The organism is Variovorax sp. F042, from assembly GCF_057814215.1.
In genome coordinates, this window is sequence record NZ_JBVASX010000001.1 from 736,895 (window position 1) to 748,640 (window position 11,746).

General features: G+C 65.9%; 11 protein-coding genes. 6 read left to right on the forward strand and 5 right to left on the reverse strand.

The annotated features are described in order from the left end of the window. Positions 1-132: 132 nt before the first annotated feature. The 5 genes from ACZYSP_RS03570 to ACZYSP_RS03590 all read left to right on the forward strand — a co-directional run bounded on the left by ACZYSP_RS03570 (position 133) and on the right by ACZYSP_RS03590 (position 5,644). Complete coding sequence (locus ACZYSP_RS03570) at positions 133-1,653, forward strand: 3-hydroxyacyl-CoA dehydrogenase (protein ID WP_093073899.1); 1,521 nt, start codon at positions 133-135, stop codon at positions 1,651-1,653. A gap of 6 nt (positions 1,654-1,659) precedes the next feature. Continuing rightward, positions 1,660-2,439 carry an oxepin-CoA hydrolase, alternative type gene (locus ACZYSP_RS03575; protein WP_093056567.1) on the forward strand — a complete coding sequence of 260 codons (780 nt, stop codon included), beginning with the start codon at positions 1,660-1,662 and terminating at the stop codon, positions 2,437-2,439. Between the two features lie 61 nt (positions 2,440-2,500). Beyond that, complete coding sequence (locus ACZYSP_RS03580; protein WP_093056566.1) at positions 2,501-3,220, forward strand: Crp/Fnr family transcriptional regulator; 720 nt, start codon at positions 2,501-2,503, stop codon at positions 3,218-3,220. 17 nt (positions 3,221-3,237) lie between these two features. Further along, entirely contained in the window at positions 3,238-4,344 is a 1,107-nt protein-coding gene (locus tag ACZYSP_RS03585) for a phosphotransferase (protein ID WP_093056565.1), read from the forward strand. Positions 4,345-4,372: 28 nt separating this feature from the next. After that, a complete protein-coding gene (locus ACZYSP_RS03590) occupies positions 4,373-5,644 on the forward strand; it encodes an acyl-CoA dehydrogenase family protein (RefSeq protein WP_093056564.1) in 1,272 nt (423 codons plus the stop codon). Positions 5,645-5,725: 81 nt separating this feature from the next. Here ACZYSP_RS03590 and ACZYSP_RS03595 read toward each other — a convergent pair whose 3' ends face one another. The 5 genes from ACZYSP_RS03595 to ACZYSP_RS03615 form a co-directional block, all read right to left on the reverse strand. Continuing rightward, positions 5,726-6,208: a GNAT family N-acetyltransferase gene (locus ACZYSP_RS03595; RefSeq protein ID WP_093073897.1), complete on the reverse strand. Its 483-nt coding sequence runs from the start codon at positions 6,206-6,208 to the stop codon at positions 5,726-5,728. Next, positions 6,205-7,542: a phosphoglucosamine mutase gene (gene glmM / locus ACZYSP_RS03600; RefSeq protein WP_093073895.1), complete on the reverse strand. Its 1,338-nt coding sequence runs from the start codon at positions 7,540-7,542 to the stop codon at positions 6,205-6,207. The genes ACZYSP_RS03595 and glmM overlap by 4 nt, the downstream gene beginning before the upstream one ends. Continuing rightward, positions 7,539-8,357 (reverse strand): dihydropteroate synthase, encoded by an 819-nt coding sequence (gene folP, locus ACZYSP_RS03605; protein WP_177192734.1) that lies wholly within the window; start codon positions 8,355-8,357, stop codon positions 7,539-7,541. The genes glmM and folP overlap by 4 nt, the downstream gene beginning before the upstream one ends. A gap of 115 nt (positions 8,358-8,472) precedes the next feature. Next, positions 8,473-10,389 carry an ATP-dependent zinc metalloprotease FtsH gene (ftsH, locus tag ACZYSP_RS03610; RefSeq protein ID WP_093056561.1) on the reverse strand — a complete coding sequence of 639 codons (1,917 nt, stop codon included), beginning with the start codon at positions 10,387-10,389 and terminating at the stop codon, positions 8,473-8,475. Between the two features lie 167 nt (positions 10,390-10,556). Continuing rightward, on the reverse strand, positions 10,557-11,225 hold the full coding sequence (locus tag ACZYSP_RS03615; RefSeq protein WP_093073893.1) for an RlmE family RNA methyltransferase: 669 nt from the start codon (positions 11,223-11,225) through the stop codon (positions 10,557-10,559). A gap of 33 nt (positions 11,226-11,258) precedes the next feature. Between ACZYSP_RS03615 and ACZYSP_RS03620 the strand changes: the two genes are divergently transcribed. Next, a complete protein-coding gene (locus tag ACZYSP_RS03620) occupies positions 11,259-11,738 on the forward strand; it encodes a YhbY family RNA-binding protein (RefSeq protein WP_093056559.1) in 480 nt (159 codons plus the stop codon). Positions 11,739-11,746: the final 8 nt, after the last annotated feature.

Genomic DNA, 11,746 nt, shown 5'->3' on the forward strand with positions numbered 1-11,746 from the left:
CACGCCCCGTCCGCGCGGGACTGCAAAATCGAAGCCTTCGACAGCAGCATCTGCTCGGCACCTGCGTCGACACCTACATTGGCGCCTGCACGGCAGGCCCGGAACCACCCAACCAGTGAAAATCTCCAGCAAATGACAGTGAACTACTCCCGAATCGGCGTCATCGGCGCCGGCGCCATGGGTCGCGGCATCGCGCAGATCGCCGCCCAGGCGGGCAGCGAAGTGCTGCTGCTCGACAGCTTCGCGGGTGCCGCAGAACGCGGCCGCGAAGCCCTCGTCGCCCAATGGAACAAGCTGCACGAGAAGAACAAGATCGACGCCGCCACGCGCGATACCCAGATCGCGCGCGTCAAGGCCGTCGATTCCATCCAGGCACTGGCAGGCTGCGACCTGGTGATCGAAGCCGTGGTCGAAGACCTGGAAATCAAGCGCAAGCTGTTCCGCGAACTCGAAGGCGTGGTGGCCGAGACCGCGACGCTGGTCACCAACACTTCTTCGCTCTCGGTGACGGCCATCGCGGCCGGCCTCAAGCGGCCCGAGCGCATCGCGGGCTTCCACTTCTTCAACCCCGTGCCGCTGATGAAGGTGGTCGAGGTGGTCGCTGGCTTCAAGACCGCGCCCGAGGTCTGCAAGCAACTGGCCGACTACGCAGTGCAGATGGGCCACAGCGCCGTGCAGGCGCAGGACACGCCCGGCTTCATCGTCAACCACGCGGGCCGCGGCTACGGCACCGAGGCGCTGCGCATCGTCGGCGAAGGCGTGACCGACTTCGTGACGGTCGACCGCATCCTCAAGGACCAGGCCGGCTTTCGCCTCGGCCCGTTCGAGCTGCTGGACCTGACGGCGCTCGACGTGTCGCACCCGGTGATGGAATCGATCTACCACCAGTACTTCGAGGAGCCGCGCTTCCGCCCGAGCGTGATCACCGCGCAGCGCCTGGCAGCCGGCGCGCTGGGTCGCAAGACCAACGAGGGCTTCTACCGCTACAACGATGGCGTGATGCAGCAGACGCCCGAGGCGCCGCCGCCGGTGGTCGAGGGCACACCCTCGGTCTGGGTGTCGCCGCGCGCAGCACGCCGCGCCGAGTTGCTGCGCCTGGTGAACACGCTGGGCGCGCAGATCGACAGCGGCGCCACGGCCGCGCCGCATTCGCTGATCCTGGTCGCACCGCTGGGCTTCGACGTGACCACGGTCGCCGCGGTCGAACGCCTGGACGCCACGCGCACCGTCGGCATCGACATGCTGATCGATGACGCCGCCACCAAGCGCCGCGTGCTCGCCACCAACCCCGCCACCCGCCGCGACATCCGCGACGCCGCGCACGCCCTCTTCGCGCGCGACGGCAAAGCCGTGAGCGTGATCCGCGACAGCGGCGGCTTCGTCACGCAGCGCGTGATCGGCACCATCGTCAACATCGCCACCGACATGTGCCAGCAGCGCGTGTGCACGCCGGCCGACCTCGAAACCGCGGTGCAGCTGGGTCTCGGCTATCCGCGCGGGCCGCTCGCCATGGGCAACCTCTACGGTCCGACCAACATGCTCGAAGTGCTGTTCAACCTGCAGACGGTCTACGGCGACCCGCGCTATCGCCCGAGCCCGTGGCTGCGCCGCCGCGGCGCGCTGGGCCTGAGCCTGCTGCACGAAGAAGAATAAAAAGCCATGACCGCCGAACTAAAAAGCACGAGCGAAGGCAGCACCATGGTGCTGACGATCGCCAACCCCACCCAGCGCAATGCACTGGGCCCCGAAATCTACGCCGCGGGCATCGAGGCGCTCAACGGCGCCGAGAACAGCGCCGAGATCCGCAGCGTCGTCATCGTGGGCGAAGGCTCATGGTTCTGCGCCGGCGGCTCGCTGCAGCGGCTTCTGGCCAACCGGCAGCTCGACCGCTCGGTGCAGGCCGAAAGCATCGAGGGCCTGCACAACTGGATCGATTCGATCCGCACCTTTCCCAAGCCGATCATCGCGGCGGTCGAAGGTGCTGCCGCGGGCGCCGGCTTCTCGCTCGCGCTGGCCTGCGACTTCGTGGTTGCGGCGCGCGACGCCGTGTTCGCGGCCTCATACAGCAACGTGGCGCTGTCGCCCGACGGCGGCCTGAGCTGGCACCTGGGGCAGCAGCTGCCTCGCCAGCTGGCAAGCGAATGGCTGATGAACGGCGAGCGCATCGGCGCGCCGCGCCTGCATGCGCTGGGCCTCGTCAACGAACTCACCGAAAACGGCCAGGCGCTCGCGGGTGCGCTGGCGCTGGCCGCCAAGCTCAACGCGCGCGCGCCGAATTCGCTGGCCAGCATCAAGGAACTGCTCAGCGAGGCACGGGGCGCCACGCTGGCTTCGCAGCTGTCGCAGGAGCGCGACCACTTCGTGCGCAACCTGCACCATGCGAACGCGGGCATCGGCATCGCCGCGTTCCTCGAGAAGAAGCCGCCGCAGTACGAGTAACGCCAAACGGCGTCGCTCCCGTGACACCCCCCAGCTTTTCAGTCGCCGAGAGGACAGACCAATGGACGACCCCATTCTTACCATCGAAGAACGTGAAGCGATCAACAGTGGTCGCTGGTTTTCTTCTCTTTCTCCATCGCTACGGCACGACATCCTCCGATGCGCCTTTGTCAAACGCTACAAGGACGGCGACCTGATCGCTGCCCGCGGCGACCCGCCCGACCACTGGATTGCCTGCGCCAAGGGCGCGGTGCGCGTGAGTTCGACGGCCGTCTCGGGCAAGCAGGTGACGCTGACCTACGTGGAGCCGGGCATCTGGTTCGGCGACGTGGCGATGTTCGACGGGGACCGGCGCACGCACGACACCTACTCGCATGGCGACAGCACCATCCTGTGCGTGGCGCGCGCCGACTTCCAGAAGATTCTGGCGTCGCACGTGGAGCTGTACGAAGCGCTGATGCGGCTGCAGGCGCGCCGCATCCGCACGCTGTTCGGGCTGGTGGAAGACCTCAACACCCTGCCCCTGCGAGCACGGCTGGCCAAGCAGCTCATTCACCTCGTGCGCAGCTACGGCGTGCCGAACCTGGAAGACGGCAGCCAGATGCGTATCGGCCTGCAACTGGCGCAGGAAGAACTGGCGCAGTTGCTGGGCGCGTCGCGCCAGCGGGTCAACCAGGAACTGAAGACCATGGAGCGCGAGGGCACCATCCGGATCGAGCCGGGCGGCCTTGTGGTTCTGGACCGAGCAGCCTTGATGCGCGTCTCCGAAGCAGAGCACTGACAAACCAAAAAGCAGACATGAGCCAGGACTTCTCCAACTTCATCGGCACCCGTGCCGTCTCGCAACAGCACGCTTTCGATGTCGATGCGCTCGCGGCCTGGCTCGAGAAGAACCTCGACGGTTTCAAGGGCCCGCTGACGGTCGAGATGTTCAAGGGCGGCCAGTCGAACCCGACCTACAAGCTCGTCACGCCCTCGCAGAGCTATGTGATGCGCGCCAAGCCGGGCCCGGTCGCCAAGCTGCTGCCCTCGGCCCATGCGGTGGAGCGCGAATTCAAGGTCATGAGCGGCCTGGCCGGCACAGACGTGCCCGTGCCCCGCATGTACTGCCTGTGCGAAGACGAGGCCATCATCGGCCGCGCCTTCTACGTCATGGAGTTCATGCAGGGCCGCGTGTTGTGGGACCAGTCGCTGCCCGGCTTCAGCAACGCCGAGCGCGCGGCCTATTACGACGAGATGAACCGCGTGATCGCGGCGCTGCACACGGTCGACTTCGCCGCCCGCGGCCTGGCCGACTACGGCAAGCCCGGCAACTACTTCGAGCGCCAGATCGGCCGCTGGAGCAAGCAGTACAAGGCCTCGGCCGATGGTGCCGGCGAGCTCTCGCAGCCCATCGAGGCCATGGAGCGGCTGATCGACTGGCTGCCCGCCCACATGCCGGCGAGCGCACGCGACGAAAGCAAGGTGTCGATCGTCCACGGCGACTACCGCCTCGACAACGTGATGTTCCACGCCACCGAGCCGCGCATCATCGCGGTGCTCGACTGGGAGCTCTCCACGCTGGGTCATCCGCTGGCCGACTTCAGCTACCACTGCATGTCCTGGCACATGCCGCCCAGCACGGGGCGCGGCATCGGTGGTGTAGATCTCGTCTCGCTGGGCATTCCCACCGAGAGCGAATACATCCGCCGCTATTGCGAACGCACCCGCATCAGCACGCCCGAAGCGCTGGCGCCCGACTGGAACTTCTACCAGGCCTACAACCTGTTCCGCATGGCCGCGATCCTGCAAGGCATTGCCAAGCGGGTCGAGGCCGGCACCGCGTCGAGCGAACAAGCCGTGGCCTCGGCCCGCGGCGCCCGCCCCATGGCCGAAATGGCCTGGCAGTTTGCCCAAAAGGCATAAGCCGCCCCACACCCACCAGGAGACGAAGATGGATTTCGAATACTCGGCCAAGACTAAAGACCTGCAGAAACGCGTCCAGGCGTTCATGGACGACCACATCTATCCGGCCGAAGCCGAGTACCACGCCGAACTGGCCGCCAACACGGTGGCCGGCAAGCGCTGGTCGGCCCTCAAGACGGTCGAGAAGCTGAAGGACAAGGCCAAGGCCCAGGGCCTGTGGAACCTGTTCCTGCCGGTCGACAGCGCCGCCGCCTCGGGCTATGAAGGCGCGGGCCTGACCAACCAGGAATACGCCCCGCTGGCCGAAATCATGGGCGCAGTGCCGTGGGCAAGCGAAGCCTTCAACTGCTCGGCGCCCGACACCGGCAACATGGAGACCATTGCGCGCTACGGCTCGGACGAGATCAAGGCACGCTGGCTCAAGCCGCTGCTCGAAGGCCAGATCCGCTCGGCCTTCGCGATGACCGAGCCCGAAGTTGCATCGAGCGACGCCACCAACATCTCCACGCGCATCGAACGCCAGGGCGACGAGTACGTGATCAACGGCCACAAGTGGTGGATTTCCGGCGCGGCCGATCCGCGCTGCGCGGTCTTCATCACCATGGGCAAGAGCGACCCCGACGCGCCCCGCCACTCGCAGCAAAGCATGATCGTGGTGCCGGCCGATGCCAAGGGCATCCGCATCGTGCGCCCGCTGAACGTGATGGGCTACGACGACGCGCCGCACGGCCACGTCGAGATGTACTTCGAGAACGTGCGCGTACCGGCCGGCAATATGCTGCTCGGCGAAGGCCGCGGCTTCGAAATCGCCCAAGGCCGCCTTGGCCCGGGACGCATCCATCACTGCATGCGCCTGATCGGCCTGGCCGAGCGCGCGCTCGAACTGATGTGCAAGCGCGCCTCGTCGCGCGTGGCCTTCGGCAAGACCGTGGCCTCGCAGACCGTGACGCAGGAGCGCATCGCCGAAGCCCGCTGCAAGATCGACATGGCCCGCCTGCTCACGCTCAAGGCCGCCTGGCTGATGGACGTGGCTGGCAACAAGGTCGCCAAGAACGAGATCGCGATGATCAAGGTCGTCGCACCGTCGATGGCCTGCCAGGTGATCGACTGGGCCATGCAGGTCCACGGCGGCGGCGGCATGTGCGACGACTTTCCGCTGGCAGCAGCCTATGCCGGCGCGCGCACGCTGCGCTTTGCAGACGGTCCGGACGAAGTGCACCGCAACGCGATCGCCAAGTGGGAGCTGGGCAAGTACGCGCCGAACAAGGCCGACGCCGAAATGCCGGTGACGCGCTTCTGATTTGACTTGCTCCCTCTCCCCTTGGGAAGAGGGCTGGGGTGAGGGCCGACGGCGATTAATTCGTCTCGGCCCTTTTTCTTTTCAGAGCTTCTTCTGCAGGAAGACGGCGCTCCCGAACGCCGGATCGAGCTGATAGCCCATGAACCCTTCCCGCTCGTAGGCGCGCAGCGCGGGCGCGTTGCCCGACAGCACCTCGAGCGTGAGCTTGCAGGCACCGCGCCTGCGCGCCTCCTGCTCCACCTGCGCGAACATCTTCTGCGCCACGCGCTGCCCGCGGTGGCTGGGCAGCACGACCACGTCGTGCACGTTCACCAGCGGTTTGCAGGCGAAGGTCGAGAAGCCCTCGATGCAGTTGACCAGGCCCACGGGCTGCCCACCGTCGTAGGCCAGCACGCTGAAGGCCTGGGGACGTGCCGCCAGTGCCGCGGGCAGGCTCTTGCGCACATCGGCATCGAGCGGTGTGCCGCCGCCGGCCGGGTCGCTGGCATAGGCATCGAGAAGGTCCACCAGAGCGGCAGCCTGCGCGGCGTCGCGGTAGTCCACCACGAAGGTTTCGATGCTCATTTCGCCGGCTCCAGCGTGGCGGCGAGGCGCCTGGCACACGACTCGGACTGCTTCGCATCGCGCGCCTCGACCATCACTCGCACCAGCGGCTCGGTGCCGCTCGCACGGATCAGCACGCGGCCGCTGTCGCCGAGTTCGGCCTCGATGCGCTGCGTTTCGCTTGCGAGCGCCTTGTTGGCTTTCCAGTCCTGGTCGGGCGCGAGGCGCACGTTGATCAGCGTCTGCGGGAACAGCGTGACGCCTTCGAGCAGCTGCGCCACGGTCTTGCCGCTGCGCACGCAGGCCTGCAGCACCTGCAGTGCGCTCACGATGCCGTCACCCGTGGTGTGGCGGTCGAGTGCCAGCAGGTGGCCGGAGCCCTCGCCGCCCAGCAGCCAGCCGCGCTTGTCGAGCTCTTCGAGCACATAGCGGTCGCCGACCTTGGCGCGCACGAACTCGATGCCATGCCCGCGCAACGCGACTTCGACGGCCTTGTTGGTCATGAGCGTGCCGACCACGCCCACCGGCTTCTCGCCGCGCGCGATGCGCTCTGTCACCATGAGGTAGAGCAGTTCGTCGCCGTTGAAGAGCCGCCCGCTGGCATCGACCAGCTGAAGGCGGTCGGCGTCGCCGTCGAGGGCAATGCCGTAGTCCGCCCGCTGCGTCGTCACCGCGGCTACCAGGGCCTCGGGATGCGTGGCGCCGAAGCCCTTGTTGATGTTGAGCCCGTCGGGCGAGACACCGATGCTGGTCACTTCCGCGCCCAACTCGTGGAACACGTTGGGCGCCACCTGGTAGGCCGCGCCGTGCGCCGCATCGACCACCAGCTTCATGTCGCGCAGGGTCAGGTCGTTGGCGAAGGTGCTCTTGCAGAACTCGATGTAGCGGCCCGGTGCGTCGTTGAGGCGGCGGGCCTTGCCAAGATTGGCGGAGTCCACCCACACCGGCGCTTCTTCCAGTACGGCTTCGACGGCCAGTTCCCAGGCGTCGTCGAGCTTGGTGCCCTGCGCGCTGAAGAACTTGATGCCGTTGTCGGGGTAGGCGTTGTGGCTCGCACTGATCACCACGCCGAGGCTCGCGCGCTGGGCGCGCGTGAGGTACGCAACGCCAGGTGTGGGCAGCGGGCCGAGCAGGACCACGTCGACACCGGCCGAATTGAAGCCCGACTCTAGTGCCGACTCGAGCATGTAGCCCGAGATGCGCGTGTCCTTGCCGATCAGCACCGTAGGGCGTGACTGGGTCTTCTTGAGCACGCGGCCAACGGCGTGCGCTAGGCGCAGTACGAAGTCTGGCGTGATGGGCGCCTGGCCGACAGTGCCACGGATGCCGTCTGTGCCGAAATATTTGCGAGTCATGGTGTTGATGTCTGCTCTTGTGTTTGTTGTTGTGACTCTTGCGCCTTCATGGCGCGCCATACCGCGAGCGCAGCGACCGTGTCGCGCACGTCATGCACGCGCACCACAGCCGCGCCCCGGTCCACAGCCAGCACGGCAGCAGCGACGCTGGGCACGATGCGCTCCCCCGCCGCCTCGATGCCGGTGACCGCGCCGATCGACGACTTGCGCGACCAGCCCAGCAACAGCGGATAGCCGGCGGCAAGCAGCTCGCGCTGGCGTGCCAGCAAGGCGAAATTCTGCGCCACCGTCTTGCCGAAGCCCACGCCGGGATCGAGCGTGATGCGCGAATGGTCGACCCCCTGCGCGCGCAGAAGTTGCACCTGCGCCGTGAGGAAAGACAGTACCTCGGGGATCACGTCGCCCGCCATGGGCACAGCCTGCATGGTCTGCGGGTCGCGGTGCATATGCATCAGGCAGACGCCGCACGAAGGGTGTGCCGCAACGGCTTCACGCGCGCCCGGCTGGCGCAGCGCCCAGATGTCGTTGACGATGTCCGCGCCCAGGTCGAGCACCGCGCGCATCACCTCCGGCTTGTAGGTGTCGATGGAGATCGGCACGTTGAGCTTCACCGCCTCGCGCACCACGGGCAGCACACGCGCCAGTTCGGCGTCGAGCGGCACCGCGGGGCTGCCAGGGCGGGTCGATTCGCCGCCGATGTCGAGGATGTCGGCGCCCTCTTTCAGCAACTGCTCGCAGTGCTGCAGCGCGGCCTGGGTAGAAGCGTGGGCACCACCGTCCGAGAACGAATCGGGCGTGACGTTGACGATGCCCATCACGCGCGGCTGCGCGAGGTCGATGCGAAATCGCGAGGTCTGCCACAGCCCGCCGGATGGCGCCCCATGGAAAACGGGGCCAGAGGCCCCGTTGTTGCTTGATGCCAAGTCCACCTCAGGCCGCAGTGGGCGCCGGGTCAGGGTTGACTGCCGGCGTGCCGCCGCTGCCACCACTGCCCGAAGGCGGGATGCGCGGCGTCCAGTCCTTGGGCGGGCGCGGTGCGCGGCCGGCCATGATGTCGTCGAGTTGTTCGCTGTCGATGGTTTCCCATTCGAGCAGCGCCTTGGCCATGGCGTGCATCTTGTCGCTGTTCTCCTCGATCAGGCGGCGCGCCAGGGCGTACTGCTCGTCAATGATGCGGCGCACTTCGGAGTCGACCTTTTCCATGGTCTGCTCGCTCATGTTCGTGGTCTTGGTGACCGAACGGCCCAGGAACACTTCGCCTTCGTTCTCGGCGTAGACCATCGGGCCCAGCGCGTCGGTCATGCCGTAGCGCGTGACCATGTCGCGGGCGATGGAGGTCGCGCGCTCGAAGTCGTTGCTCGCGCCGGTGGTCATCTGGTGCATGAACACTTCTTCGGCAATGCGGCCACCGAACAGCATGCTGATCTGGTTCAGCATGTATTCGCGGTCGTAGCTGTAGCGGTCTTGCGCAGGCAGGCTCATGGTCACGCCGAGGGCGCGGCCACGCGGAATGATCGTGACCTTGTGGACAGGGTCGCACTTGGGCAGCAGCTTGCCGATGAGGGCGTGGCCGGACTCGTGGTAGGCCGTGTTGCGGCGCTCTTCCTCGGGCATGACCATGCTCTTGCGCTCGGGGCCCATGAAGATCTTGTCCTTGGCCTTCTCGAAGTCCTGCATCTCGACCACGCGCGCATTGCGGCGGGCGGCCATCAGGGCGGCTTCGTTGCAGAGATTGGCCAGATCGGCGCCGGACATGCCGGGCGTGCCACGAGCGATCACGCTCGGATTCACGTCCTGGCCCAGCGGGACCTTGCGCATGTGCACGCCGAGAATCTGTTCGCGGCCGCGAATGTCGGGCAGCGTGACGTACACCTGACGGTCGAAGCGACCGGGGCGCAGCAGAGCGGCGTCCAGGATGTCGGGGCGGTTGGTGGCTGCCACCACGATCACGCCGAGGTTGGTTTCGAAGCCATCCATCTCGACCAGCATCTGGTTGAGCGTTTGTTCGCGTTCGTCGTTGCCGCCGCCGAGACCGGCGCCGCGCTGACGGCCCACAGCATCGATTTCGTCGATGAAGATGATGCAAGGAGCGTTTTTCTTGGCGTTCTCGAACATGTCGCGAACACGGGCCGCGCCCACGCCGACGAACATTTCAACGAAGTCGGAACCCGAAATCGAGAAGAAAGGTACCTTGGCTTCGCCGGCGATCGACTTGGCCAGCAGCGTCTTGCCGGTGCCGGGAGGGCCAACAAGCAGCAAACCGCGGGGAATGCGGCCGCCGAGCTTCTGGAAGCGCTGTGGGTCTTTCAGGAAGTCGACCACTTCACGGACTTCTTCCTTGGCCTCGTCGCAGCCCGCGACGTCCGCAAAAGTGACCGTGTTGTTGTTCTCGTCCATCATGCGGGCCTTGCTCTTGCCGAAGCTGAACGCCCCGCCCTTGCCGCCGCCCTGCATCTGCCGCATGAAGTAGATCCAGACGCCGATCAGCAGCAGCATCGGGCCCCAGCTGACCAGCAGCGTCATGAGCAGCGAGCTCTCTTCGCGCGGCTTGACGTCGAACTTGACGTTGTGGTCGATCAAGTCGCCCACGAGGCCACGGTCGAGCACCGTGGCGGTCGTGCGGATCTTGCGATCGTCATTGGTGACTGCGACGATCTCGCCGCCGGCAGCGCCCTCAGGAATGACGGCACTCTTGACCTGGTTGTTGCGGACCTGGTCCAGAAACTCGGAGTAGCTGACTGTCCCCGAGCCGACGCCACCGCGGGTGTCGAACTGCTTGAACACAGTGAACAACACCATGGCAATGACGAGCCATACGGCAACTTTGGAAAACCACTGATTGTTCAAACGAAGCTCCAGGCTAAAGCGCGTGACAGTTAAATGAAAAAACGCGCTGTGGGTACGCAATTGCGCCCCATTTTAGGCTTTTCAAGCTACGAAAAGCGGGCATTTCCCTAATGCAGCCATAGCCTGACAAGGGTTTGCGCCACAAACGCACTCTCAGCGGCAAGGTATCAAGGCGTATCCGGGGCCTTCAGGCTCATGCCGACCAGGAAAGTCTCGGCTGATTTATCCCGCGACGCCTTGGGCTTGAAGGGCTTCACGATGCGGAAATTCGCCTTGAAGAGCTTCACCAGCTCGTCGTAGCCGCTCCCGTGGAACAGCTTTGCCACCAGCGCCCCCTCGGGCTTCAAGTGGTGCTGCGCAAAATCGATTGCAAGCTCGATCAGGTGCGCCACCCGGGCGGCGTCGGCCGAATGGATGCCCGACAGGTTGGGTGCCATGTCCGACACCACCAGGTCGGCCTTGCGGCCTGCCAGGACACCCAGCAACTGTTGCAGCAGCGCATCTTCGCGGAAATCCCCCTGCAGGAAGGTCACGCCCTCGATGGGCTCCATCGGCAGGATGTCGAGCGAAACGATGGTGCCATTCAACTCGCCGGCCGCAGCGCCGCCGGGCGACATGCGCCGGCGCAGGTACTGGCTCCAGGCGCCGGGAGTGGAGCCGAGGTCCACCACCAGCTGGCCCGGCTTGACGAGACCGAGCGACTCGTCGATTTCCTTGAGCTTGTAGGCGGCGCGTGCGCGATAACCCTCCTTGGTGGCGAGCTTCACGTAGGGGTCGTTGATATGGTCGTGAAGCCACGCTTTATTGACTTTTTTGCTTTTGGCTTTGGTGCTCATGAGGGTCTTCGTGTACGCGTCGATAATACGGGGATGCCCGCCATTCAACTTACCCCTGCCGAGCGCAAGGTGCACCGCGCCGAAGCTCACCACCTGGATCCGATCGTCATGGTCGGTGGAGACGGGCTTACCCCTGCCGTGAAAAAAGAAGCCGACGCGGCGCTCAAGGCCCATGGCCTGATCAAGATCCGCGTCTTCTCCGACGACCGCCTCGCCCGCGACGCCATGCTGCGCGAACTGTCCGACGAGCTCGATGCCGCTCCCATTCAACACATCGGCAAGCTGCTGGTGCTGTGGCGCCCGAAGCCCGAAAAGGAGCGCGTGGTCGATGAAGACCGCATGCCCGGCCCGCGCGACGTGAAGATCGTCAAGTACAGCAAGCGCGGCGGCCAACGGCCTGAAATCAAGACCCTGCGCGTGCTCGGCAACCAGCGCCTCACGCCCGGCGGCACCATCAAGCGCGCCAAGGCCAAGCGGCCCCTGTCGGCCAAGAAGCGTAACCAGGCGGACTGAGCTTGGTG

Coding starts and splice junctions, on each gene's coding strand:
- ACZYSP_RS03570 (WP_093073899.1), top strand. CDS start 133: ATGACAGTGAACTACTCCCGAATCGGCGTCATCGGCGCCGGCGCCATG.
- ACZYSP_RS03575 (WP_093056567.1), top strand. CDS start 1,660: ATGACCGCCGAACTAAAAAGCACGAGCGAAGGCAGCACCATGGTGCTG.
- ACZYSP_RS03580 (WP_093056566.1), top strand. CDS start 2,501: ATGGACGACCCCATTCTTACCATCGAAGAACGTGAAGCGATCAACAGT.
- ACZYSP_RS03585 (WP_093056565.1), top strand. CDS start 3,238: ATGAGCCAGGACTTCTCCAACTTCATCGGCACCCGTGCCGTCTCGCAA.
- ACZYSP_RS03590 (WP_093056564.1), top strand. CDS start 4,373: ATGGATTTCGAATACTCGGCCAAGACTAAAGACCTGCAGAAACGCGTC.
- ACZYSP_RS03595 (WP_093073897.1), bottom strand. CDS start 6,208: ATGAGCATCGAAACCTTCGTGGTGGACTACCGCGACGCCGCGCAGGCT.
- glmM (WP_093073895.1), bottom strand. CDS start 7,542: ATGACTCGCAAATATTTCGGCACAGACGGCATCCGTGGCACTGTCGGC.
- folP (WP_177192734.1), bottom strand. CDS start 8,357: ATGGGCATCGTCAACGTCACGCCCGATTCGTTCTCGGACGGTGGTGCC.
- ACZYSP_RS03615 (WP_093073893.1), bottom strand. CDS start 11,225: ATGAGCACCAAAGCCAAAAGCAAAAAAGTCAATAAAGCGTGGCTTCAC.
- ACZYSP_RS03620 (WP_093056559.1), top strand. CDS start 11,259: ATGCCCGCCATTCAACTTACCCCTGCCGAGCGCAAGGTGCACCGCGCC.